21 protein-coding genes and 1 pseudogene are annotated in these 24,153 nt (G+C 74.9%); 9 read left to right on the top strand and 13 right to left on the bottom strand.

The genetic code is table 11. The annotated features are described in order from the left end of the window. Positions 1-30 precede the first annotated feature (30 nt). From ACSUPR_RS00750 to ACSUPR_RS00735, 4 genes are read right to left on the bottom strand one after another with little or no spacing between them, the layout of a single operon-like run. The gene (locus ACSUPR_RS00750) at positions 31-1,077 is read right to left on the bottom strand and encodes an L-histidine N(alpha)-methyltransferase (protein ID WP_436888593.1); all 1,047 of its coding nucleotides are present in this window, start codon (positions 1,075-1,077) and stop codon (positions 31-33) included. After that, complete coding sequence (locus ACSUPR_RS00745; RefSeq protein ID WP_436888591.1) at positions 1,074-2,075, bottom strand: iron-containing redox enzyme family protein; 1,002 nt, start codon at positions 2,073-2,075, stop codon at positions 1,074-1,076. Before ACSUPR_RS00745 ends, ACSUPR_RS00750 begins: the two co-directional genes overlap by 4 nt. Then, positions 2,072-2,281, bottom strand: a complete 210-nt coding sequence (locus ACSUPR_RS00740) for a CDGSH iron-sulfur domain-containing protein (RefSeq protein WP_436888589.1) — start codon at positions 2,279-2,281, stop codon at positions 2,072-2,074. The genes ACSUPR_RS00745 and ACSUPR_RS00740 overlap by 4 nt, the downstream gene beginning before the upstream one ends. After that, entirely contained in the window at positions 2,274-2,918 is a 645-nt protein-coding gene (locus ACSUPR_RS00735) for a HemK2/MTQ2 family protein methyltransferase (RefSeq protein WP_436892186.1), read from the bottom strand. The genes ACSUPR_RS00740 and ACSUPR_RS00735 overlap by 8 nt, the downstream gene beginning before the upstream one ends. A 288-nt stretch (positions 2,919-3,206) precedes the next feature. Here ACSUPR_RS00735 and bla point away from each other — a divergent pair, with 288 nt between their 5' ends. Further along, complete coding sequence (gene bla / locus ACSUPR_RS00730; RefSeq protein ID WP_436888587.1) at positions 3,207-4,148, top strand: class A beta-lactamase; 942 nt, start codon at positions 3,207-3,209, stop codon at positions 4,146-4,148. Between the two features lie 440 nt (positions 4,149-4,588). On the opposite strand, the gene ACSUPR_RS00725 is transcribed toward bla, so the two are convergent. The 5 genes from ACSUPR_RS00725 to ACSUPR_RS00705 form a co-directional block, all read right to left on the bottom strand. Further along, complete coding sequence (locus tag ACSUPR_RS00725; RefSeq protein ID WP_436888585.1) at positions 4,589-6,067, bottom strand: rhamnulokinase; 1,479 nt, start codon at positions 6,065-6,067, stop codon at positions 4,589-4,591. Further along, positions 6,064-8,172 (bottom strand): bifunctional aldolase/short-chain dehydrogenase, encoded by a 2,109-nt coding sequence (locus ACSUPR_RS00720; protein WP_436888584.1) that lies wholly within the window; start codon positions 8,170-8,172, stop codon positions 6,064-6,066. The genes ACSUPR_RS00725 and ACSUPR_RS00720 overlap by 4 nt, the downstream gene beginning before the upstream one ends. Then, on the bottom strand, positions 8,160-9,341 hold the full coding sequence (gene rhaI, locus ACSUPR_RS00715) for an L-rhamnose isomerase (RefSeq protein WP_436888583.1): 1,182 nt from the start codon (positions 9,339-9,341) through the stop codon (positions 8,160-8,162). The genes ACSUPR_RS00720 and rhaI overlap by 13 nt, the downstream gene beginning before the upstream one ends. Positions 9,342-9,836: 495 nt before the next feature. Then, entirely contained in the window at positions 9,837-10,778 is a 942-nt protein-coding gene (locus ACSUPR_RS00710) for a universal stress protein (RefSeq protein ID WP_436888581.1), read from the bottom strand. A 103-nt stretch (positions 10,779-10,881) separates the two neighbouring features. Continuing rightward, positions 10,882-11,931 carry a glucose 1-dehydrogenase gene (locus ACSUPR_RS00705; protein ID WP_436888579.1) on the bottom strand — a complete coding sequence of 350 codons (1,050 nt, stop codon included), beginning with the start codon at positions 11,929-11,931 and terminating at the stop codon, positions 10,882-10,884. A 274-nt stretch (positions 11,932-12,205) separates the two neighbouring features. Here ACSUPR_RS00705 and ACSUPR_RS00700 point away from each other — a divergent pair, with 274 nt between their 5' ends. Further along, positions 12,206-13,240 carry an ABC transporter substrate-binding protein gene (locus tag ACSUPR_RS00700; protein WP_436888578.1) on the top strand — a complete coding sequence of 345 codons (1,035 nt, stop codon included), beginning with the start codon at positions 12,206-12,208 and terminating at the stop codon, positions 13,238-13,240. Between the two features lie 314 nt (positions 13,241-13,554). Here ACSUPR_RS00700 and ACSUPR_RS00695 read toward each other — a convergent pair whose 3' ends face one another. Together ACSUPR_RS00695 and ACSUPR_RS00690 are read right to left on the bottom strand one after the other, a co-directional pair. Then, on the bottom strand, positions 13,555-14,349 hold the full coding sequence (locus ACSUPR_RS00695; RefSeq protein ID WP_436888576.1) for a helix-turn-helix domain-containing protein: 795 nt from the start codon (positions 14,347-14,349) through the stop codon (positions 13,555-13,557). 46 nt (positions 14,350-14,395) lie between these two features. Next, positions 14,396-14,806 carry a hypothetical protein gene (locus ACSUPR_RS00690; RefSeq protein ID WP_436888574.1) on the bottom strand — a complete coding sequence of 137 codons (411 nt, stop codon included), beginning with the start codon at positions 14,804-14,806 and terminating at the stop codon, positions 14,396-14,398. Positions 14,807-15,174: 368 nt separating this feature from the next. Here ACSUPR_RS00690 and ACSUPR_RS00685 point away from each other — a divergent pair, with 368 nt between their 5' ends. Then, positions 15,175-15,651 carry a DUF6153 family protein gene (locus ACSUPR_RS00685; protein ID WP_436888572.1) on the top strand — a complete coding sequence of 159 codons (477 nt, stop codon included), beginning with the start codon at positions 15,175-15,177 and terminating at the stop codon, positions 15,649-15,651. A gap of 101 nt (positions 15,652-15,752) precedes the next feature. After that, on the top strand, positions 15,753-16,385 hold the full coding sequence (locus ACSUPR_RS00680) for a DUF305 domain-containing protein (protein WP_436888570.1): 633 nt from the start codon (positions 15,753-15,755) through the stop codon (positions 16,383-16,385). Between the two features lie 52 nt (positions 16,386-16,437). Here the strand turns inward: ACSUPR_RS00680 and ACSUPR_RS00675 are convergent, their stop codons facing one another. After that, on the bottom strand, positions 16,438-16,629 hold the full coding sequence (locus ACSUPR_RS00675) for a hypothetical protein (RefSeq protein WP_436888568.1): 192 nt from the start codon (positions 16,627-16,629) through the stop codon (positions 16,438-16,440). A 684-nt stretch (positions 16,630-17,313) separates the two neighbouring features. Between ACSUPR_RS00675 and ACSUPR_RS00670 the strand changes: the two are divergent. Next, positions 17,314-18,591: pseudogene (locus ACSUPR_RS00670) on the top strand (Ig-like domain-containing protein). A gap of 912 nt (positions 18,592-19,503) precedes the next feature. Here ACSUPR_RS00670 and ACSUPR_RS00665 read toward each other — a convergent pair. Further along, positions 19,504-20,244 (bottom strand): GntR family transcriptional regulator, encoded by a 741-nt coding sequence (locus ACSUPR_RS00665; RefSeq protein WP_436888566.1) that lies wholly within the window; start codon positions 20,242-20,244, stop codon positions 19,504-19,506. A gap of 123 nt (positions 20,245-20,367) precedes the next feature. Here ACSUPR_RS00665 and ACSUPR_RS00660 point away from each other — a divergent pair, with 123 nt between their 5' ends. The 4 genes from ACSUPR_RS00660 (at position 20,368) to ACSUPR_RS00645 (ending at position 24,128) form a co-directional block, all read left to right on the top strand. After that, positions 20,368-21,642, top strand: coding sequence for an MFS transporter (locus ACSUPR_RS00660; RefSeq protein WP_436888564.1), 1,275 nt, complete (start codon positions 20,368-20,370; stop codon positions 21,640-21,642). Between the two features lie 98 nt (positions 21,643-21,740). After that, on the top strand, positions 21,741-23,117 hold the full coding sequence (locus ACSUPR_RS00655) for an acyclic terpene utilization AtuA family protein (protein ID WP_436888562.1): 1,377 nt from the start codon (positions 21,741-21,743) through the stop codon (positions 23,115-23,117). Beyond that, a complete protein-coding gene (locus tag ACSUPR_RS00650) occupies positions 23,110-23,463 on the top strand; it encodes a DUF4387 domain-containing protein (protein WP_436888560.1) in 354 nt (117 codons plus the stop codon). Before ACSUPR_RS00655 ends, ACSUPR_RS00650 begins: the two co-directional genes overlap by 8 nt. Next, positions 23,460-24,128, top strand: a complete 669-nt coding sequence (locus ACSUPR_RS00645) for an RraA family protein (protein WP_436888559.1) — start codon at positions 23,460-23,462, stop codon at positions 24,126-24,128. The genes ACSUPR_RS00650 and ACSUPR_RS00645 overlap by 4 nt, the downstream gene beginning before the upstream one ends. The last annotated feature ends 25 nt before the right edge of the window (positions 24,129-24,153 follow it).

Below are 24,153 nucleotides of genomic sequence, written 5' to 3'. Positions count from 1 at the left end.
GGCGCCCCGACGCGGGGCCGGGCGCGGCGGTCACCGGGAGCGGTGCGTCCCGGCGCGCCCGGTTCCGCCGTCCGCCCGGTCCCCGCGGCGGCGGAAGAGGAAGAGTCCGTACCGCGCCGCCTCGTCCAGCCACCGGGCCCGCAGGTCGAACCCGTGCGCCTCGACCTCGCCGGCCAGCCGCTCCTCGTCGAACTTCACCGAGTACCCGACGTTGAGCGTCCCCCCGCGCGGTATGCGCAGCGTGATCCCGAGCCCCGGCACGGGCACCTCCTGGTCGGTGCGGGCCCGGAGGACGCCCTCCACGGTGGAGGTCTCCGCGTTGTAGCGGGCCTCCGGGACGAAGTCGTCGAGCGCGAAGGCGGCGCCGTAGCGGTGGCCGAGCCGGGTGAGGTAGTTGAGCCGGAAGTCGGCGAACGCCGAGTACCCGGGGGGATCGTTGTAGCAGGCCTCCAGCTCCTCACGGCTCTTGTCCAGGTCGGCGGAGACCAGGAAGCCCTCACCCGGGTCCAGCGTGCGGGCGATCTCGCCGAGCAGCGCGTCGCGCTCCCCGCGCGTGGTGTTGCCGAAGCTGCTCCCGAGGAAGACGATGGCGAGCGGCCCGCCGACCTGGGTGCGCAACCGGTCGAGACCGGCTTCGTAACGCCCCCACAGGCCCGTGACCTCCAGGCGGTCCAGCTCCGCGCACAGGGCGGCGCCGCTGGATTCCAGCATGCTCCGGTCGACGTCGATCGGCAGGTAGGCGGTCGGGCGCAGGCGCAGACAGCTCTCCAGCAGCAGCCGTGTCTTCTTCGCGCTCCCGCTGCCCAGCTCCGCGAGCCGCTCGCAGGCGAGCAGCTCGGCCACCTCCGGGGAGTGGCGCTCCAGCAGGCCGCGTTCCACGCGGGTCAGGTGGTACGTGGGCAGATCGGTGATCTGCTCGAACAGCCGGGAGCCCACCTCGTCGTAGCCGAGCCAGGGCGGCAGCCGGGGCGGGTCCTGCCGGAGGCAGTCGCGCACGACCGTGTCCTCGGGCACGGTGTCGCCCCTGTCGGCGACCGGGAGGATACGGGCCCGCACCGCCGGTCCGTGGAATGTCACGGCGTCCTCGCCTCCGCTCCGCCGCGGAGACTCGACTCGCCGCGGTTCCAGTGGTGCAGCAGCCGTTCCTCCAGCCGGGAGGCCAGGAACGTGCTGCCGCGGATACCGAACACGATGTCGGGGGCCAGCCCGGGTTCGGCGTTGAGCAGCGGTGCGATCACCCCGCGCCGCAGGAGCTGCTCGTGCACCGCGTCGGCCTCCACGTGCTCGGCGTAGAAGCGGATGGCGGCCGGTCCGCAGCCCAGCCTGCGCATGGCCCTGACCATCCGGTCCGAGCCGGGCGAGGAGGTGAGCTCGACGGTGGCGAACTGTCCGACCAGTGCGCCGCGCAGCCCGCGGTGCAGCCCGCACAGCGACATGAAGTTCACCTCGGCCAGCATCTCGGCGGGAGCGGAGTCGAGATGGGCGCCGTAGGCGTCGGAGAGGCCGAGCTCGGTCATCATGTCGGCGAAGAGCTCGGAGTGCGCCCGCTCGGGATCGCCCGCGCCGTACTCGTCGTGCTGCACCGTCACGAGGGCGGCCTTGGGCGGGCCGTGCAGTCGCGGGATGACGAAGGTCTGCGGGTCGGCCTCCTTCAGGTGGTAGAGCGAGCGGTGGGCGATGTACTCGCGCAGCTGCCACAGCTCCCCGTCGCGGCGCAGGTGATGGGAGACGCCCGAGGCGTCGACGTGCTCGACGAGGAGTCCGTCGAGTTCGCTCTCGACGTCCGAGCCGGCGGGCACATCGTTCCTGAGCGCACCGAGGAAGACCTCCTCCAGGGCGGCGCGGATCGCCAGCAGCGCGGGATCCCACTCACGGTCGGCGGCGACCTCCCCGAACCCGCGGTAGTGGAGCTCGTAGCAGCAGTAGAGGGCCAGCTGGAGGTCCTCGCCGTAGGGCGCGGCCCCGGCCGTGTCGGGAGGCTCGGACCGGACCCCGCGCAGGACGGACAGCACCGCCTCGGAGACCGGGCCGCGAGGAGCGGGAAGCGTCGGCGCCTGCGGCGTTGTCGTGGTCATGGGCTCTTCTTCCCCTCGGTGTCGCGCACGCGTCGGCGGTGGCTGGTGTCGCAGAACGGGCGGCGCCTGCTGCGGCCGCAGGTGCACAGCGCGGTCACCGCCCGGTCGCTGCGCACGCGCGTTCCGTCGGGCATCTCCACGTCGACCGGACCGAAGACGAGGACCGGGCCCTCCCCGGTGACGACGACCCGGCGTGCCTCATCCATGGTGCGCCTCGATGACCACGAGTTCCTCCTCGGTCTGGTCGGGGGCGAGCAGCCCGCGGGCGCGCAGCGCCGGAGCCCGCTCCCGCAGCACCGGCCCGAACGGGATACGGCCCCTGGCCAGGACCGCGGGCACCAGCCCGGCCTTCCCGAGCCGGTCCAGGGTGGCCTGCTCGTCGGCGAGCTCGGACTGCACGAGCAGGAGCACGCCGTCCTCGCTGAGCACCGAGGGCGCCCCGTCGCAGATGCGGTCCAGCAGGAACCGCCCGTCCGGCCCCGCGTCCCAGCACCTCGCCATCCGGTGGCGGGGAGGCAGCGACGCGGGGGCGGGAACGTAGGGCGGGTTGGCGAGCACGAGGCCGAAGCGGCGCGGGGCCACGGGGGCGAAGAGGTCGCCGCGCCGGACCGTCGCCGGGATCCCGTGCAGCCGGCTGTTGAGCCAGCTCGTCAGCACCGACCGCCACGACAGGTCGACCGAGGTGACGCTGGCCGCTCCGGCCCGGAATGCCTCGATGCCCAGCGCCCCGGTCCCCGAACCGACGTCGAGGACCGTGCGCCCGGCGGCCCGGCCACACCCGCGCAGCACGGCACGGAGCAGCGAGGTGTCGTGTTGTGCCCGGTACACGCCGGGCAGCCTCATGAGCAGCATGGGTCGACCACTACCCGGCCCACATGTCGGACAATCGTTCCTCTGCGCCTGCGGGGTGACGACCGGTGACGGTGGGTGGCGGGCCGGGCCCTCCGGCCGGCACCGCCCCCGTACGGCGCTCCCGGGGCGCACCGGACCCGGACCGGGCCCTCGGGGCCCGGCGGACAGGAACGGTGCCGAAGGCGTACACGCCGTGCCGTCGGCATCGTCGACAGCGCGCCCGTCAGCCGCGAGACTTCTGGGAGTCACCGTCCGCATACGGGGAGAAGGTGTTGCGCGGTGCCGTGGTCCACGATCCGACGCGTTGTGCTGGCGGCGCTGGTCCCGGTCGCGCTGGCCCCGCTCACCGGCTGCGCGTCCCCCGGCGGACCGGCCGGCCCCGCCGCCGCGCCGCCGTCGGCCGTCCGGTCCTCCCCTCCGGCCGACCCGCCCCCTCCCGTCCGGGCGGACTCCGGGTTCACCCGCCTGGAGGAGGAGTTCGACGCCCGGCTCGGCGTCTACGCGCTCGACACCGGCACGGGGCTGGCGGTCGAGTACCGGGCCGACGAGCGGTTCGCCCACTGCTCCACCTTCAAGGTCCTGGCCTTCGGCGCCGTACTCGACCGGACGCCCGTGGACGAACTCGACCGGGTCGTCACCTTCTCCGAGGCCGACCTGGTCTTCCACTCCCCCGTCGCCGAGGAGCACGTGTCCACCGGCATGACGCTGCGCGAGCTCGGCGACGCCGCGCTGCGCCACAGCGACAACACCGCCTCCAACCTGCTCCTCGAGGAACTGGGCGGGCCGGAGGGGCTGAGCGAGGCCCTGCGCGGGATCGGCGACGACGTCACCCGCGTGGACCGGACCGCGCCGGAGATGGCGGAGGCGGTCCCGGGCGACGTGCGCGACACCAGCACCCCGCGCGCGCTGGCCACCAGCCTGCGCGAGTTCGCCCTGGGCGACGTCCTGCCGGAGGAGGGGCGCGACATCCTCGTCACCATGATGCGCACCAACACCACCGGCGACGATCTGATCCGCGCCGGGGTCCCGGAGGGATGGGAGGTCGGGGACAAGTCCGGCGCGTGCGGCTACGGGACCCGGCACGACATCGGCGTGCTGTGGCCGCCGGGGGGCGCCCCCGTCGTCCTGGCGGTCATGTCCGGCCGGGACGAGGCGGGCGCGGGGTACGACGACGCCCTCATCGCCGGGGCCACCGAGCTGGCGGTCGAAGCCCTCGGGTGACCACCGGGCCGGGCGGACCCGCCACCGTGCTCCCCGTCGGGACGCGCCACCCGCACGCGGCCCCGTGCTCTCCCCGGCCGGGCTCCGGGCCGGCGGGTACCGGAGGCGGACGGAGTTCCCGGGGCCGGAGCGGAAACGCCCGTCGTGGAGGACCCCTCCCGGTGCCCTGCCGGCGGCGCCTTCCCGGAGGGGCCCGAACCCGCCGGCCCGGAAAGGACCGCGGCCCCCGCGCGGGAGCGCGGGAGCCACGGGAGGGGACGGCGGGTCAGGGCCTGTTCTCTGGATGCCGTCCTGCTCCGCGGGGGGTGTGTGAGGCGCCGGCGGGGTTCTGCAGGCCCGGAGGGGATGTCCCAGGAACGGGGATGTCCCCGTGGAGCCGAGGGTCCCCGCCTTCCGGGGGCGCCGAACACGAACCGAAGCGGAGGTCCAAAAAGCACGGCCTAGCGGGCGATACGGCGGGCCGCCTCCTCCCAGGGGGCCCGCGGGCCCTCCGGGGTGTAGGCGACCGTCTCGACGGAGGCGGCGACGATACGGCGTAGCGCGGCCAGGTCCCCCTCGACGGCGCCCACGGCGCGGGCCTGCACCAGCAGGTTGCCGATGGCGGTCCCCTCGGCGGGGCCCGCGACGACGGGGAGGCCGACGGCGTCGGCGGTGAGCCGGCACAGCAGCGCGTTGTTCGCCCCGCCGCCCACCACGTGGACCACCTCCACGTCCTTGCCGCTGAGTTCGGCGGCCTGGTGGACCGCCTTCCGGTAGGCCAGCGCCAGCGAGTCCAGGATGCACCGGGCGACCTCGGCCTCGTCCCCGGGCGGGCGCTGGCCGGTCTCGGCGGCGAACGCGGCGATGCGCGCGGGCATGTCGCCCGGCGGCAGGAACCGCGCGTCCTCCACGTCCACCACGCATTCCAGCGCCGGGACCCGGGCCGCCCGCTCCAGCAGGCCGGCCAGGTCCACCTCCCGCCCCTGTTCGCGCCAGGTGCGCAGCGACTCCTGGAGGAGCCACAGCCCGCCGACGTTGCGCAGGTAGCGGACGGTGCCGTCCACGCCCAGCTCGTTGGTGAAGTTCGCCGCCCGGGACGCCTCCGTCCGGACCGGGGCGTCCAGCTCCACCCCGACCAGCGACCACGTCCCCGAGGAGATGTAGGCGAAGTCCGGCGTGCCCGCGGGCACGGCCACCACCGCCGAGGCGGTGTCGTGGGAGCCGACCGCCACCAGCGGGGCCCCGACCGCGCCGCCCAGGTCGCCGCGCAGGGGCGCGACCACCGTTCCGGGTTCGACCAGGTCCGGGAGCAGGCCCCGGGCGTCCACGCCGAAGGACCCGGCGAGCACGTCCAGCCCGCGCGCCGCCCAGCGGCGCTCGCGTACGTCCACCAGTCCGGTGGTGGAGGCGTTGGTCAGCTCCGCCGCCTTCACCCCCGTCAGCCAGTACCCCAGCAGGTCCGGGACGAGCAGCAGGTCCCGGGCCGCCGCCAGGCGGGCGGACCCCGCCTCGGCCGCGAGCTGGAACACCGTGTTGAACGGCTGCACCTGGAGCCCGTTGACCGCGTACATCGGTTCGGCGCCCCAGTGCGCGAACACCTCGTCCGGAACCCCGTCGGTGCGCGCGTCCCGGTAGTGGACCGGGTTGCCCAGCAGCGCACCGTCCGCGTCCAGCAGCCCGTAGTCCACCGCCCACGTGTCGATGCCCGCCGAGGCGAGCCCGCCGGACGCGGCGGCCGCCCGCCGCAGCCCCTCCACCGCCCCCGCGTACAGGGACAGCACGTCCCAGTACAGGGTGGAGCGGTCTCCGGCGGGCACCGCGACCGGCCCGTTCGCGAACCGGCACACCTCCTCCGTGCGCAGCCGCCCGTCCTCGATCCGCCCCGCGATGACCCGCCCGCTGGACGCACCGAGGTCGACCGCCGCGTGGACCCCGCTCATCGCAGGAACGCCGCGGCCACACCGCCGTCCACGGGCACGTGCAGCCCCGTGGTGTGCGACAGGTCCCCCGCCGTCAGCGCGAACACCGCGTTCGCGACGTGCTCGGGCAGCACCTCGCGGCCCAGGATGGTCCGCTGGGCGTAGAACTTGCCCAGGTCCTCCTCCTGGACCCCGTACACCTTGGCGCGCTGGGCGCCCCAGCCGCCCGCGAAGATCCCCGAGCCGCGCACGACGCCGTCCGGGTTGACCCCGTTGACGCGGATGCCGTGGCCGCCCAGCTCGGCGGCGAGCAGCCGCACCTGGTGCGCCTGGTCGGCCTTGACCGCGGAGTAGGCGATGTTGTTGGGTCCGGCGAACACGGCGTTCTTGGAGGCGATGTAGATGATGTCGCCGCCCATGTCCTGCTCGATCATGATCCGCGCGGCCTCGCGCGAGACCAGGAAGGACCCCTTGGCCATCACGTCGTGCTGCAGGTCCCAGTCCCGCTCGGTGGTCTCCAGCAGCGGCTTGGAGATGGACAGCCCGGCGTTGTTGACGACCAGGTCCACCCCGCCGAACGCCAGGGCGGCCTCGCGCAGCGCGCGCGCCACCGCGTCGGCGTCGCTGACGTCGCAGGCCACCCCGACCGCGACGTCGGAGCTCCCCAGTTCGGCGGCGGCCGCGGCGGCCTTGTCCGCGTCCAGGTCGGCGACGACCACGCAGGCGCCCTCGGCGGCCAGGCGGGTCGCGATGGCCTTGCCGATGCCGCTCGCCGCACCCGTCACCAGGGCGACCCGGGTGGCCAGCGGCTTCGGCTTCGGCAGCCGGGCCAGCTTGGCCTCCTCCAGCGCCCAGTACTCGATGCGGAACTTCTCCGACTCCTCGATGGGCCGGTAGGTGGAGACCGCCTCGGCGCCGCGCATCACGTTGATGGCGTTGACGTAGAACTCGCCCGCCACCCGCGCGGTCTTGGCGTCCTTGCCGAAGGAGAACATGCCCACGCCCGGGACCAGCACGATCGCCGGGTCGGCGCCCCGGATGGCCGGGCTGTCGGGGGTGGCGTAGCGCTCGTAGTAGGCGCGGTACTGCGCCCGGTACTCCTCGTGCAGCTCCCTGAGCCGCGCGACGGCGTCCTCCAGCGGGGCGTCGGCGGGCAGGTCCAGGACCATCGGCCGGACCTTCGTGCGCAGGAAGTGGTCGGGGCAGGAGGTGCCCAGGGCGGCCAGGCGCGGGTGCTCGGCGCGGGCCAGGAAGTCCAGGACGACGTCGCTGTCGGTGAAGCGGCCGACCTGCGGGTGGTCGGTGGAGGCCAGGCCCCGGATGACGGGGGCCAGGGCGGCGGCGCGCTCGCGGCGCTGGGCCTCGGGCAGGGCCCCGTGGCCGGGCAGGAGCGGGCCGAAGGGCTCGGGGCGGCCGCGCTCGGCGATGAAGCGTTCCGCCGTGCGGATGATCTCCAGGGAGTTGGCCTGCGCCTCCTCGCTGCTCTGCCCCCAGGCGGTGATGCCGTGGCCGCCCAGGATCGCGCCGACGGCGTCCGGGTTCTCCGCGGCGACGGCGGCGATGTCCAGGCCGAGCTGGAATCCGGGGCGGCGCCAGGGCACCCACACCACCCGGTCGCCGAAGCACTCGCGGGTGAGGGCCTCGCCGTCGGCGGCGGTGGCCAGGGCGATGCCGGAGTCGGGGTGCAGGTGGTCCACGTGGGGGGCGTCGACCAGGCCGTGCATGGCGGTGTCGATGGAGGGGGCTGCGCCGCCCCTGCCGAAGAGGCAGTGGTCGAACGCGGCGACCATCTCGTCCTCGCGGTCCTCGCCGGGGTAGACGTCGACGAGGGAGCGCAGCCGGTCCAGGCGCAGGACGGCCAGTCCGTCCTCGGTGAGGGTCCCCAGGTCGCCGCCGGAGCCCTTGACCCACAGGACCTCGACGGGCTCGCCGGTGACGGGGTCGGTGCGCTCGCCCTTGGCGGAGGTGTTGCCGCCGGCGAAGTTGGTGTTGCGCGGGTCGGAGCCCAGCGTGTTGCTGCGGGCGATCAGCTGGTCGACGACGGTGTCGGGCACGGGGTCCCCCTGTTCGGCGGTCTCTGCGGTACGGTCCGGGCGCTGCGGGGCGGCGGTGCTCACGCGCCCCACCCGGCCTGGGTGCCGCCCTTGCGGTCGGCGATGACGCGCTCCATGTAGCCGGAGCGGGCGTGCGCGGCCATGGGGTCGGGGTCCAGGCCCTGCTCGGCGCGCAGCTCGGCCAGCAGCGGGCGCACGTCGGTGTTGTAGGCGTCCATGACGACCGCGTTTGCGGCCAGGACGTCGCCCTCGCGCTGGGCGGCGGCCAGGGCCTCGGCGTCCACGAGCAGGGCCTTGGCGGTGGCCTCCTGCACGTTCATGACCGAGCGGATCTGCCCGGCGATCTTGGGCTCGATGTTGTGGCACTGGTCGAGCATGAACGCGACCCGGGTGTCGGCGTCCAGGCCGCCGCCGCGCACGACCTCGTACATGATCCGGAAGAGCTGGAAGGGGTCGGCGGAGCCGACCATGAGGTCGTCGTCGGCGTAGAAGCGCGAGTTGAAGTCGAAGGCGCCGAGCTTCCCGGCGCGCAGCAGGAACGCGACGATGAACTCGATGTTGGTGTGGGCGGCGTGGTGGCCGGTGTCGACGCACACGACGGCCTTCTCGCCCAGTTCGAGGCAGTGGGCGTAGGCGGTGCCCCAGTCAGGGACGTCGGTGGCGTAGAAGGCGGGCTCGAACAGCTTGTACTCCAGCAGCATGCGCTGGTCGGGGCCGAGCCGGTCGTAGACCTCGGAGAGGGCCTGGGCGAGGCGGTCCTGGCGGGCGCGCAGGTCGTCCTGGCCGGGGTAGTTGGTGCCGTCGGAGAACCACAGCTTGAGGTCGCGCGAGCCGGTGGCGTCCATGATGTCGACGCATTCCAGGAGGTGGTCGACGGCCTTGCGGCGCACGGCGGGGTCGGGGTTGGTGACGCTGCCGAGCATGTAGTCGTCGTCCTGGAAGACGTTGGAGTTGATCGCGCCGATGGCGACGCCCAGGTCGCGGGCGTGGGCGGCCAGGGCGGCGTAGTCGTCGACCCTGTCCCAGGGGATGTGCAGGGCGACGGTGGGGGCCACTCCGGTGAGGCGGTGGACCTGGGCGGCGTCGGCGAGCTTCTCCCACGGGTCGCGGGGGACGCCCTGCTGGGCGAACACCTTGAAGCGGGTGCCGGAGTTGCCGAACGCCCAGGAGGGGAGCTCGATGTGCTGGCGCCGCAGGACCTCCAGGGCGCCCGCGCGACGGTCGGAGGAGGTTGTGGCCACGGCGGATCTCCGTTCACTGCTGTAGCGATCAGGTGCCGCCCGAACGAGGCACTTGAATCGTTTTAAAAGAGGCTGTGCGAAGATTATCCCTGAGGCGGGAAGGCCGTCAAGATGTACGCATACACAGAGGCGGAACCCCGCCGCTCACGGCAATGAATCGTTTTTACTCATATTCGCCCGGAACCCGCGCCCCGCACGACGGAGGGGCGGTCCGGCCCGTCCGCGCCGGACCGCCCCGCGGTCGCGTGTTCGCCCGTGCTCCGATGCGGCCCCGGGCCGTGTTCTTTTGGACCTCCGCTCCGGTTCGCGTTCGGCGCCCCCGGAGGGCGGGGACCCCCGGCCCCACGGGAACACCCCCGTTCCCCGGACACCCCCTCCGGGCCCCCAGAACCCCGCCGACGCCTCACACACCCCCGCGGAACAGGACGGCATCCGAAGAACAGGCCCCGGGGCCGGCCCGGACGGGCGGGCGCGGCCCGTCGGCCGCCCGCCCGGTCAGTCGGCGCCCCCGGCCCAGGGCGTCTCCTCGGGGTGCTCCTCCGCCCGGTGCGGGACGACCACCACGGGGACCGGCGAGCCGTGCAGCACCGCCTGGCTCACCGAGCCCAGGAAGAGCCCCCGGATACCGCCCCGCCCGCGCGAGCCCACCACCACCAGGTCGGACTTCTCCGCCTCGGCCAGCAGCGCCGCCTCCGGAGCCTGACGGCTGCGCACCACCGACACCTCGACCCCCTCGGCCTCGTCGCCCACCTGCTCGAACACCCCGGCGACCAGATCGGCCGAGCGCTTCTCCAGCAGCTCGTCCGGCGGGACCCACCCGGAGGCGGCCAGCGCCTCCGGGGCGAAGGGCGTGGCCATCTCCCAGCTGTGCACCGCCACCACCGAGGAGCCGTCCTCGCGCGCCCGCCCCAGCGCGAACCGCAGCACGGGCAGGGTGGCCTCCGAGCCGTCCACGCCGACCACGATCCGGCCCGTGCGGCCGGTGCGCGCCCGCTCGTGCGGCACCACCGCCACCGGGCAGTGCGCCCGGGCGGCCAGGCGCACCGAGGTGGATCCCATGACCGCCGCGCGCAGCGCGCCCAGCCCGCGCGAGCCCACCACCAGCAGGTCGCCGTGCCCGGCCCGCTCCAGCAGCGCCGGGGCGGGGTCCTCCGTCACCAGGAACACCTCCACCCGGGTGCCCGGGGCCAGCGCGCGCACCCGCTCGGCCGCGGCGTCCAGGACCTGCTCCCCGTGCTCCATCAGCTCCAGGGTGGCCGAGGGCCGGGTCGGCCCCTCCGCCATCACCACCAGCGGCATCGGCAGCGCGAACACGATGTCCAGGGGGCGGCCGGTCCGGGCCGCTTCGGCGGCGGCCCACTCCAGGGCGGCGTCCGCGGGGCCGGAGCCGTCCACGCCCAGGACGAGCTTCGGGGACCGGGGGTCGTCGGAGGTCATGTCCAGGCTCCTCGCGTCTCGGTGTCCTCACCGACCCCCTGCCCCCGCGCCGGTCCCGAAAACACCGCGGAAGCCCTCACCGGGCGGCCCCGGGGTCCCGTGCTCACAGGTCGATGACGACCTTGACCTGGTCCCCGGGCGGGGACGCGAACACCTCGGCGGCCCGGGCCAGCGGCACCCGGCGGGTGATCATCCGCTCCAGCCAGGAGCGGTCGGCCTTCGCCAGGGCGCGGGCGGCCTGCTCGTAGTGGCGCCGGTTGGCGTTGACCGAGCCGAACAGCACGTCGTTCTCCAGGACCAGGCGGCGCCCCATGAGGTCGGCGTCGATCTGCACCGGCCCGGCGGCGCTGCCCAGGCCGACGAAGCAGACGATGCCGGTGGCGGCGTTGTGCTCCATGGCGTCGAGGATGACCGGGCTGGCCCCGGTGGTCTCCACGATGACGTCCAGCGACACCTGTCCGGCCAGGTCGGAGACGGAGCCGGTGTGGTAGGTGGCGCCCAGCGCGGCCACCAGCTCCGGTTTGACCCCCTCCTCGACCCGGTCCAGGACGTGGACGTCCAGTCCGCGCTGCACCCCCAGCAGGGCGGCCAGCAGGCCGATCGGCCCGGCACCGGTGACCAGGACGGTCTCGGGGTCGAACCAGGAGCGGCCGCCGATGCGCTCGATCTGCTCCCAGGCCTTGGCCACGACCGTGGTCGGCTCCATGAGGACGCCGACCCGCTCCAGCTCCGGGGCCAGGGCCACGGCGTAGTCGGCCTCCACCGTCCACTGCTGGGAGCCGAAGCCGTCCAGCCCCTTGATCCCGCGTTCGGTGAACCCGCCGTTGCGGCACATGTCGAACTCGCCGTGGCCGCAGGGCCCGCAGGGCACCGGGTCGGGGCGGCGCACGATGCCCACCACCAGGTCGCCGGGGGAGAACCCGCTGCCGGGAGGGGCCTGGGCGACGCGGCCCAGGGACTCGTGCCCCAGGATGAGGTGTTCCCGTCCGGGCGGGGCGCTGCCGTACTCGCCGCCGGCGATCTCCCGGTCGGTGCCGCACACGCCCAGGGCGATGCCGTCGACCAGGAGGTCGTTCTCCCCGGGCACGGGCGGTTCGACCTCCTCCACCCGCACCGATCCGATCCGCATGGGTTCCACCGTCAGCGCCTTCATCCGTCCCCCGCCGGTCCGTCCGGGTGCGGCCGGTCGACCGCACCCGGAGTGGTTCCCCCGACGGGGCCCCGGCATGGCCGCCCGCCCGCGACTTGACCCGGAAGTGCCCGGTTCTTGGCTCGAGCCCCGCCGGTCCCGCCGCCCCCGGCGGCCGTGCGGCGGACCGGGCGCCCCCTGCCCCGGCGGCCCCGTTGCGCGGTCCCGCGCGGGAGTGTTAGAGCATGGGGTGCCTCGGACGAGGCCGACCCCTCCCCCTCTCCCCCGGAGGTCCTCCGTGCAGCACCCCTCCCTGGGCCGCCGCGCCCTGCTGGCCGGTACCGCAGCCGCGCTGGGACTGGCGGCGGCCGGCTGCGGCCGGGGCCGCGACGACGCGGACCCGGGGGCGTCCGCGGGCCGCGGCGGCTACCCGCTGACGGTCGAGCACCGGTTCGGCGTCGCCGAGATCCCCGCCGCGCCGCAGCGCATCGTCACCGTCGGCGCTACGGACATGGACGCCGTGCTGGCCCTGGGTGCGGGACCGCGGCTGGTCGGCACCGCGGGTTCCCACGGGGGTTTCGGGCACGGGATCCCGGAGTGGGCGCGGGACCTCCTGGGCGGGGCGGTGCCGCGGGTGCTGCCGTGGCTGGAGGGCGGCCGGCCCGACGTGGAGGTCATCGCCTCCCTGGAACCCGACCTGATCCTGGGTCTGCACAGCGGGCTGACCCGGGAGGACCACGACGCCCTGGCCGCGCTGGCGCCCACCGTCGCCCGGCCCGACGACCTCCGGGGCGAGCCCTGGGAGCGGACGACGTCGGTGATCGGCCGGGCACTGGACCTGGAGGAGGAGGCGGAGGGGCTCGTCGCCGGGGTGGCGGCCCGGTTCGCCGGGGCCGCGGCCGCCCACCCGGAGTTCCGGGGGGCGAGCGCGGTGGTCGCCGAGCGGTTCGGCCGGACCTTCACGGTGCTCTCCCCCGCGGACCCGCGCTCCCGGTTCCTGGAGGCGCTGGGGTTCGAGGTGCCCGAGGAGATCGCGGAGCTGACCGGGGACTCCGGCTCCGCCCCGCTGACGGAGGAGGACCTGGGGCTGCTCGACCGCGACCTGCTGGTGTGGAACGCCGGAACCGACCCGGACCTGCGCCCGGCCCTGGCAGGCGACGACGCCTACCAGGGCCTCGGTGCGGTGGAGCGGGGACGCGACGTGATCGTGGACGACCCGGCGGTGGCGGGCGCGCTGGCCTGGAGCACGGTGCTGAGCCTGCCGTACGCGCTGGACCGGCTGGTACCGCGCATCGCCGCCGCCGTGGACGGCGACCCCGCCACCCCCGCCTGAGCGGGGGCGCGGGGGCGGGGGCGCCTCGGTGCGGCCGCACCGCCGGGTACGCCCGGGTCCCCCGGAACCGCGCGCGGCACCCGGGGCCGCCCCCGCACGGCGGCACCGGCCACGCGGCCGCACCGCCGGGGCGGGCCCGGCTCTCCTGGAACCGCGCGCAGCATCCGGAACCACCCCGGTACGGCCGTACCCCGAGGCGCGCCCGGCTGCGCCCGCAACCGCGCACAGCGCCCCGAACCGCCCCCGCACGGCGGCACCGGCCACGCGGCCGCACCACCGCGGCGGACCCGGCTCCGCTCGGGGCCGGGCGCGGGTCAGGCCTCGGGCCGGGCGGCGCCCAGGGCACGGGCCGTGGCGTCGTCGGCCGGGAAGAACGACTCGATGACCAGCTCGGAGACGGTGACGTCCAGCGGGGTCCCGAAGGTCGCCACGGTGGAGAGGAACGACAGCTCCCGCCCGCCCCGGCGCAGCCGCAGGGGCACCGCGATGGGCGGTGTCCCCCGGGGCGGGCCCGGGTCGCCGCCCGGGTAGGCGGCGAGCTCCCGGTACAGGTCGGCCAGCCCGGCGTCGCCGGTCCAGTCGGCCTGTAGGCGCAGCCGGTGCAGCAGGTGGGCCCGCCACTGGTCGAGGTCGGCGATGGCGGGTGCCATGCCGCGCGGGTGCAGACCCACCCGCAGCACGTTCACCGGCGGGACCAGCAGGTCGGGGTCGACCCCCTCCAGCAGCAGGCCGACCCCGGTGTTGGCCTCGACCAGCGTCCAGTCGCGGTCGACGACGACCGCCGGGTAGGGGTCGTGCCCGGCCAGGACGCGGCGCACGACCTCGCGCACCGGGCCCATGTCGGCGTCGTCGATCGCGCGTTCGGCGAAGACCGGGGCGTACCCGGCGGCCAGCAGCAGCCGGTTGCGCTCGCGCAGGGGGACGTCCAGGCACTCGGCCAGCCGCAGGATCATCTCCCGGCCGGGGCGGGAGCGGCCCGTTTCCACGAAGCTGAGGTGGCGGGAGGAGATCCCGGCCCGCAGGGACAGCTCCAGCTGGCTGAGCCTGCGGCGGTTGCGCCACTCCTTGAGGAGCCCGCCGGCCTCCGTGCGCTCGTGTGTTCCGATCACGCCGCCCCTTCCTCTCCGCTGCGGCCCACCCTAGACGGGCGACCCCTCAGGCCGTGTCCGTACGGCGCAGGGCCGCGGCCTCCAGGACTGTCAGCGCCGCGACGGCGACCGCCTGCACCAGCAGGAACACCGTGCCGAACCCGTTGGGGTCGACCAGGACGCCCAGTCCCAGGGCGACCGTGGCCACCACCCACACGGCGTTGACGGCGACGACGGCCCGCACCGCCGTACGGGTCAGGCCGCGCCCCGAGGCCAGAAGGCCCAGCCAGGCGCCGAAGCCCAGCAGGAAGACCCCGGCCGGGACGAGCAGGGCGTTGGGCAGGTCCAGCAGGCCGGGCAGCCACGGGGAGGCGGCGGTGAGCAGCAGGCCGGAGGCGAGACAGGCGGCGGAGTCGGTGCCCAGCAGCAGGCGCAGCGGGCGGGCGGTGTCGGTGGCGGGAGCGGTACGTGCGGTCATGGTGGTTCCCCTTCCGGGTGGTGTCCGTCGACGTCACCGAGCATCCCGGCCCGGGGGAAGGGCGTCGATTACCTCCCGGGTAATGGCGGGTGCGATCACCGCCGATGAGCTGGGAGGACACGGATCGGATCTTTTCGGACCACCTGCCCGCCCGGACACACGGCAGGGCCCGCCGGGGCCGGGGGCGGTCGGAGCGGGAGCGGTTCCGCCGCCGGTCTCCGGAGAGCGCGTCGCCGCGGCGCCGGGACGACGGTGGTGCACCGCGGAGCGCGGCACCGGTGCGCTCCGGGAGGGGCCCGTGGCGGGTCGGGCGCCGGGCGGACGGCCCCCATACCCGTACCCCCTTGGGGCACCCGTAGAATGCGGCCATGTCCGCGACGATGCGCAGGCCCGCCCTCGCCCCGGGGATCTCCCCGTGGGTGCGGGCCCTGCTGCTCGCGGTCCTGCTGGCCGCCTTCGGCGCCATGCACACGCTCGGCCACGCCGACCACGGGACGGGCTCCGGGCACGGTGCCGGCACGCGCTCCGGCGCGCCCGCGCACGCGGTCCCCGGCGGGCACGACGGCCCCGCCGCGCACACCGTCTCCGGTGCGGCCGTGGAACCGGTCCCCGTGCACGCCCCCGAGACCGCCGCCGCCCCGCCCGAACTCGACCCCACCTCGGTGTGCCCGACCCTCACCGGTCCCGGGCTGCCGCTGGCAGGGATGGCCGCCACCGCCTTCGCGCCCTGCCCCGGACCGGTCGCGCCCGCAGCGACCCCGAAGGCCCTGCGCCGGGTCGACCCGCCGTCGGTGGCGGCCGGGAACAGACCGCTCCTCTCCGACCTCCAGGTGCTCCGCATATAGGATCCGCGCGGGCTCCGGCCGGTCCCGCGCGGCCGCCCGCGCCCGCCTCTCACGGATACCGCAGGGAAAGACACCCGTAGACGAGAGGAACCGAGGTCGCCATGACCTTCTTCGACCGTGCCCTCAGGGGCACCGCCGCCGCCCTGTTCACCGCCCTGGCCCTGACCGCCTGCGGCGCCGACGACACCCCGGCCCAGCAGCAGGAGCCGACCGCTCAGGAGAGCGCGGCGGAGTTCAACGACGCCGACGTGCACTTCGCGCAGATGATGATCCCGCACCACGAGCAGGCGGTGGAGATGGCCGACCTGGCCGAGGACCGCGCCGGGGCGGAGGTCGCCGGCCTCGCCGAGCGCATCCGCGACGCCCAGGGCCCCGAGATCGAGCGGATGAACGCCATGCTGGAGTCCTGGGGCGCGGAGACCGGCCCGGAGGCGGAGCACGGCGACGGGATGATGGAGGGCATGCTCTCCGAGGAGCAGATGGCGGAGCTGGAGGCCGCCGGGGGCGAGGAGTTCGACCGCCTGTTCCTGGAGTACATGATCGCCCACCACGAGGGTGCGGTGGCGATGGCCGAGGCCGAGCTGGCCGACGGCGTCAACGACGATGCCCGCGCCCTTGCGCAGGAGATCGTCGACGCCCAGGAGGCGGAGATCGCGGAGATGCGGGGGCTGTCGGGTGGCGGGCCCTCCCCGGACGCACCGTCCGGTTCGCCCGAGGGGCACGGGGGGCACTGACCCGCCCGGAGCGGGGCCCGGCACCCCGGGCGGGGTGCCGGGCCCCGTCCGCTCAGACGCGGCCGCGCCTCCAGGGCCGACGTCCCCCGCCGGAGCCGGAACCGTATCCGGCCATGTGGAGTGCGAGCGCGGTCAGCCCGGCGAGGGCGAGCGTGGTGGGAGTGACCAGGCCTTCGATCGAGATGCCGAACAGCTCGAACAGCAGGGCCAGGCCGAACAGGACTGCGGCGACGGTGGCCGCCATGGTGACCTCCTCTGTCGCTGGCGGTGTGGTGGGGATCCGTCTACCCTCCGTTGTCCCGGTGAACCGCACCCGCCGCCGGGCCCGCGGTGTCCGCGCTGGTCGGAACGGCGGAATCCGTTGCCGGCCGGCGCGTCCGCCGCGGGATTCCGGGGCCCCGGGGCCGGGGTGGCGCCCGCGGACCGGCCCGCCCCGGGTCCGCCGGCGCCCGGGGCGCCCGCTCCAGCGGATGCACGGTGGTGGACACCGGCGGCCCGGCCGCCCCGGCGGTCGCCGGGAGGGCCCGGGCGTCGGCGCGGCCGTCGGAGGCGGCGCCGCGCGGTCCGCGTTCCGGAACAGGTGCTCCCGCCGACCGGGGCGAACAGAACCGCGGCGGCCGGGCGGGTCACTGCGGAACGCCCCGCGAGCGGGACCCGGCGTCGGCACCCCGCCCGGGCCGGACACGGACACCGGGCGGCGCACCCGGCACGGCGGACCGGCCTCTCGGCACGGCCCGGCGCGGCGCCCCGGGCGGTCCTCTTCCCCCGCGGTCGGCATGGGTCGCCTCCCGCCCCGTTCGTTCCCGACACGGGTCGGAAAAGCCCCGGGCGGAGGAGAAATATGTCCGAAAGTTCCCGGATGAGCGAACCTTTTTCGGGGACGGGAGTCTTACAGGGCAGAAGCGTTCCAAGGAAACGAGGACCCCCCGTGATGGGCACGACTCCCCTGTCGGCACTGCGCCGGTGCGGCATCGCACTGGTGGCGCTCGCGCTCGCGGCCACCGCCTGCACCCCCGAGGGAGGAGGGGGCGAGGGCCCCGGCGGCGGCTCCGCAGCAGAGGCGCCGGTGCTCACCATCGCCCCCGAGACCGGGGCGGAGGCCGTCGCCCCGAACACCCCGGTCACGGTCACCGCCGAACACGGCACCATCTCCGGGGTCACGGTCGACCAGGTGGTGCCCGACCAGTCCGAGGACGAGGCCTCCCCGTTCGAGATGACCGGCACCCTCAACGAGGACGGCACCGCCTGAACCAGCGACTGGACCCTGGCACCGGGGGCCGACGTGACCGTCACCGCCACCGCGGAGGGCCCGGAGGGCGGGACCACCGAACTGGTGCACGAGTTCACCACCGCGGAGGCCGTGCCGGGGCAGCGGCTGGAGCTGGCGGCGAACTACCCGAACTCCGCCGACAACGTGGTGGGCGTGGGCATGCCGGTCCTCGTACAGTTCGACCTGCCCGTCACCGACAAGGCCGCCGTGGAGAACTCCATCAAGCTGGTCTCCGAGCAGGGCGCCGCAGGGGCGTGGCGGTGGATCGACGACAAGACGGTCGCCTTCCGCCCGGAGACCTACTGGGAGCCGTACCAGAAGGTCACCGTGGAGATGCACCTGGCGGGCGTGGAGGCGTCCGAGGGCGTCTACGGCGTACGGGACTACCGCCTCGAATTCGAGATCGGCCGTGAGCTGCGGGTCGACATGCACGTCCCCGACCTCGAGGCGGTCGTCACCGTCGACGGCGAGCACGAGCGTACGTTCCCGGTGAGCAACGGCGACGGGACCTCCGACTTCTCCACCACCAGCAGCGGCACCCACGTGCTCATGGAGCGCTCGGACTCGGTGCGCATGAACTCCGACACCGTCGGCCTGCCCGAGGGGCGCGCCCCCTACGACACCGTGGTCCAGTACGCGGTCCGCACCTCCAACAGCGGCGAGTACTTCCACCAGTCCCCCAATCCCAACATCGGCATCGCGAACACCTCCAACGGGTGCACCAACATGCGGACGGAAGACGCCCTCTGGTTCTACGAGAACACCCTCATGGGCGACGTCGTGGAGACCACCGGCACCGACCGGATCAAGGAGTGGAACAACGGCTGGGGCTACTGGCAGCTGAGCTGGGAGGAGTGGCTGTCCGAGAGCGTCACCGGCGAGCCGCACGTCACCGACGGCTCCAACCCGCCCGGCTCCCCGCACGGCGGACAGTAGACCGCGTTCCGGGTTCCGGTGGCGGCCCCGCGGGGCCGCCACCGGAACCCGGCCCCATGCGCCGATGCATCGGGAGAGCTCCGCGGGACGGTCGGCGGACCCCCATCCGTCGTCGTGCCGGGCGAAGCCCTCGACCCGGTTCCCGACGACCCGGGTGAGGGGCGCCCCGAAGCCCGCGGAGCGGGGGCGCCTCCGAACAGGAGAGGTGGGCCGACACCGCCGGATCCTCGGCCGCGCCGCGGAAGGCGGCGTCGGCCGCGCCCCGAACCGGCCGGTCGACCCGGTGACGACGTCCCCGTTCCCGTCGCCCGAGGGTGCGGTCCGGTCCGCGCTCCGAGGTGGCGGGGACGCGCGCTCCGCCGACGGGGATCGCGTCCCCGTCGACCCGCACGCCGTCCAGGTGCCCGTACGCCTGGTCCCGCTCCAGGAGTGCGGCGAGCGTGGCGGCACCGGCGATGCCGGCTGACCGAGACCGCCTCCACGTCCGCGCCGCCGCGCGGGGCGGCGCGCAGGCGGCCGCGGCCGATGCTGCCGAAGCCGTTGATCCCGGTCCGGACGGTCATGGGTGCCCCCGCGGGGGATGGCCGGCGGTCGGCGCGGGCGGCGGTACGGGCGGCGCCGAGCAGGGCGACGGCCCCGGACGGCGGCGTCCACCGGGGCCTGCCAGCCCCGGCGCGGGCGGGCACGCAGCCGCCCCGGATGACGGCGGACACCATCCGGGCGGGGTCGGCCGGGACGGTGTCCGCGGGGAGTTCGCCCGCGCCGACCGCCGCGGCGCTCTCGCGCTCCCGCGGACCGGCATCGTGTCGAAGGCGTCCGCGACGATCGTGAGGGGTTCGGGGCCGCTGACGACCTGCGGGTCCCGGGGCATCCGGCCCACCCCGCACCGCCTCGTCCGCGGCCGGGGGCGGGTTACTCGGAACCGGGGTCCCGTGCCGCGCGCCCGGCCACCGGCCGCCGGCCCGCGAGCCCCGCGCGCGCGTCCTCCATGACGATCCGCTCGGCCGCCTCCGCGTCCCTGTCCCGCAGGGCGCGGACGAGTTCCCGGTGGTAGGTGTAGCGGTCCAGGGCGGAGAGGTCGCCGGCCGCGATGTGCTCCAGGAGGCGGGCCCGGCGCTCGGCCCGCGAGAACACCCGGGTCTGCTCCAGGAGCCCCACCAGGACGGGGTTGCCGGCGCAGGCGTTCACCGTGTCGTTGAACTGCTGCATGGTGTCGAACAGGCTGCCGAGGTGCCGGTCGACGGGCCGACCGTCCTCCTTGCGCTTGTGGATGACGATCAGCAGGTCGTCGGCCTCGTCGAGGATGTCGTCGAGCCGGTCGATCTGGGCGTCGGTGGCGTGGCGCGCGGCGAAGCGCGCGACCAGGCCGCGGAGCGCGACCTCGACCTCGGCCAGCTCCTGGACGGCCGTGTCCTCGATGGAGGCGACGACGACCGTGCGGGGTCCGGTGCGCTCGAGGAGCCGTTCCGTCTCCAGCCTGCGGATCGCCTCGCGCACGGGGGTCGGGCTCACCGACAGCCGCTCGGCGAGGCCGCGCTCGGTGATCTTCTCCCCCGGCTTGAGCTCCCCCGTCCTGATGGCGTCGTGCACCGCCCGGTACGTGCGCTCGGCGAGTGTCTCGGTGGTCAAGGTGCGCAACTGCCTGCCGGTCATGGCTCGACGATACCCGACAGATCTCATGGACATATGCGACTTTTGACAAATTTGCTATAGCAAAACTAGAGTCAGCGTGGCCGGCGTCACATCATGCCGGTCACAGGCCTAGGGAGGTTGCCCATGATCGGGTCGGACACCGTCACCGCGCGAAGAGCGGGGCGTCGCATCACCTTCTTCGTGGCGCTCGCGGTCTTCGCGCAGGAGTCCACGTGGAGCTTCTACGACGCCCAGGTCCCCCCGCTGCTGCGCGAGTACCTGACGAGCACCGCGCTCGTCGGCCTGATCATGGGCATGGACAACCTGCTGGGCATCTTCATCCAGCCGTGGATGGGCAACCGCTCGGACAACACCCGCACCCGCTGGGGCAGGCGCATCCCCTACCTGGCCGTGGGCATGCCGGTCGCCGCACTGCTGTTCACCACCATCCCCCTGGCCCCCTCCCTGCCCGTGCTGATCGGGCTGGTCTTCGCCTACGCCCTGGTGGCCAACAGCTTCAAACCGATCACCGAGGCCCTGCTGCCGGACTTCATCCGCCCCGAACGCCGCAGCCGGGCCGCCGCAGCCGTCAAGATCGCCACGAGCCTGACGATCATCGTGTCGGCGCTCATCAGCGCGTTCCTGATCGACTCCCACCCCGTCCTGGCCTTCTCGGTGCCCGCGGCGCTCATGCTCGTCGCGACCGCCGTGCTCGTCGCACGGGTGCGGGACAGCACCTCCCCCGCCTACCTGGCCGTCACTGCGGAGGACGCCGGCGGCGGGAGCGGGGACCGGCCGTCCGGGAGCGTGTGGGCCGTCCTCGGCGACATCGCCCGCGACCGCGACCGGGACCGGCTGCTCGTGCTCGTGGCCATCTTCCTGTTCGGCGGCGCGTGGGCCGCGGTCCGGGCGCTGATCACCCCCTACGGGATGGAGGTGCTGGGCCTGTCGCGGGGCGACGCCGGCGGCATGACCCTGGCCAGCGGCGTGGTGTTCATCGTGGTCGCGCTGCCGGTGGCCCTGGTCTCGGAGCGCTTCGGGCGGCTGCGCGTGATGGCCCTGGGCATGGGGCTGTTCGCCCTCGCGATGGTCCTGGGCACGGTGTTCGCCACCCCCGCCGGGACCGTCGCGGTCCTCGGGCTGACCGCGGTGGCGGCCGCGGGGTTCCTGGTGAACGCCGCCGTCATCCTGTGGAACCTCGCCCCCTCCGCCCGCGTGCTGGGCACCTACACCGGCCTGTACACGGTCGGCTACGCCGGCGGCGGGTTCGTCGGCCCCGCCGCGGTGGGCGCGCTGGTCGACCTCACGGGCTGGCGCTTCATGCTCCTCGACGCCGCCCTGCTCGCGGCGCTCGCCGTGGCCGTGGTGGTGCCCGTCGAGCTGCACCGCCGCCGCGACCCCGCGGCGCGCGCCCTGTGAGAGGCGCCGCCCGCCGCACCCTGCGGGCCGCACGCCCTCCCCCGGCGGACACGCCCCGGAGACCGCACCACACCCCGCACCACCAGAAGGAGAACCACATGAGTGACACATCCATACGGGTCCTCGTACCCGCGGGCATGCTGGGAGCCGGGTTCCCGCCCGAGACCATCGAGCGGGGACTGGCCCTGGGCGCCGACGTCATCGCCGTCGACGGCGGGTCCACCGACTCCGGCCCCCACTACCTCGGCTCCGCCACGCCCAAGACCACCCGGGCCCAGGTCGAGCACGACCTGCGCATCCTGCTCGGGGCCGCGGCCCGGGCGCGCATCCCGCTGATCGTCGGCTCCTGCGGGACCGGGGGCACCGACGCCGGCGTCGACTGGGTCGCGGGCATCGTCGAGGACCTGCTGGCCGCCGAGGGGCTCGGCCTGGATGTCGCCGCGATCTACAGCGAGCAGAAGGCGTCCGCGCTCGCCGGGCGCCTGGCCGCCGGGGCGGTGCACCCGCTCCCGCCGCTCGGCGACCTGGACCGGCGGACCCTGGAGGACTGCACCCGCATCGTCGCCATGATGGGGCACGAGCCCATCGAGGCCGCCCTGCGCGCCGGGGCCGACGTCGTACTGGCCGGACGCGCCACCGACACCGCCGTGGCGGCCGCCTACCCGCTGATGCGCGGGATGCCCGCCGGGCCCACCTGGCACGCCGCCAAGATCGTCGAATGCGGCGGACAGTGCACCACCGACCCGCGCCGCGGCGGGGTGCTGGCCACCATCGACCGGGACGGGTTCACCATCGAGCCGCTGGACCCGGCCGTCTCCTGCACGCCGACCTCGGTGGCCGCGCACATGCTCTACGAGACCGCCGACCCGTTCCGGATGCGCGAGCCCGCGGGCACCATCGACGTCACCGGGGCGACCTACCGCGCCCTCGACGACCGGACCGTCCGCGTCGAGGGGTCCGCCTTCGAGCCCGCCGAGCAGCACACCGTCAAGCTCGAGGGCGCGCGGATCAGCGGCTACGAGACGCTGTCGTTCACCGCGATCCGCGACCCGCACATCCTGGCGAACATCGAGGACTGGGCCGCCCTGCTCCACCGCGTCCTGGGCGAGTGGGTGGAGCGGACCCTGCGGCTGGGACCGGACGAGTACGCCGTCGACATCCGCCTCTACGGGCACAACGCCGTCCTCGGGAAGCGCGATCCGGCCCGGGGCCCCGCACGCGAGGTGGGAGTGATGCTGCTGGTCCGCGCTCAGGACCAGGCCACCGCCACCGCGGTCGCCAAGGTCGCCAACCCGCTCATGCTGCACCTGCCCACCGCGGACATGGACCACCTGCCGAGCACCGCCTTCCCGTTCTCCCCCGCCGAGACCGAGCGCGGCCCGGCCTACGAGTTCGTCCTCAACCACGTCCTGGACGTCGACGACCCCTGCGAGCCGTTCCGCACCACCCACCGAAAGGCCACCGCCGATGCCTGAGTCCGAGACGACACTGGGCGACCTCGCCCTGGAGGTCCGCTCCAAGAACGCCGGGCCGTTCTGGACCACGCTGGAGCTGTTCATGCGCGACGGGGAGGGGTACGCGGCGGCCGCCGACCCGGGGTTCCTCGACGAGGAGGTGGTCTCCCGGCTGTACGGGGTGCCCGCCGGACAGGTGCGGATCTTCCGCATCCCCGAGCTCCGCGTCGTGAAGATCTCCTTCCCCCGGCAGGTGCCGCAGGGCGGCTTCCGGGACCGCGACGTCCACTCCGGACAGCAGCACGTGCCCCTGGCGTCCCTGGTCCCCCCGCGTCCGGACCGCGCGCCCCGAGAGGACCCCCGGTGACCGCCGGCCCCGTCCTCTCAGCGCTCGCGGGGTGGGACACCCCGGCTCTGAGCAACGCGCTGCGCCGCACGGCGGCCGGAGCCGACGGACAGGAGTACACCGACGGCTCCATCCGCCGGATCGCCGGCGGGACCATGCTCGGAACCGCCGTCACCGCCACCATGCGGGCCCGCCAGCCGGGCGACGACGCCGTGCCCGTCGCCGAACTGCACCGCGCGGTCCTGGCCGCCGAGGGGCCGGTCGTGGTGGTCGTCCAGGACCTCGACGAGGTACCCGGGGCCGGCGCGTTCCTGGGGGAGGTCAACGGCACGCTCCTGTCGGCGCTGGGGATCTCCGGGTTCGTGACCGACGGGCGGGTGCGGGACGAGCCCGACCTCCGGGGCATGGGATACGCCGTCCACGCCTCGGGGCTGTGCGTGGCCCGCGCCCACATGCGGCTGACCGCCGTCGGCGTCCCCGTGCGGGTCGCCGGGCTCGACGTGGTACCGGGCGACCTGCTCCACGGCGACGGGCACGGCGTGCTCAAGATCCCCGCCGACGCCGCGCCGGCCCTGCCCGCCCTGGCCGGGGAGATCCGTGCGGAGGAGCAGCGGGTGGTGGCCTGGGCGCGCTCCGCGGACTTCACCCCCGAGGGGCTCCTGGCACTGAAGCGCGTCCGGCACTGAGCCGGCCGCGGTGCGGCACGGGCGG

The organism is Nocardiopsis dassonvillei, from assembly GCF_964273065.1.
Classification (GTDB): Bacteria; Actinomycetota; Actinomycetes; order Streptosporangiales; family Streptosporangiaceae; genus Nocardiopsis; species Nocardiopsis dassonvillei_B.
The sequence above is the reverse complement of the archived record's forward strand: the minus strand, read 5'-3'. Positions and strand labels throughout refer to the sequence as shown.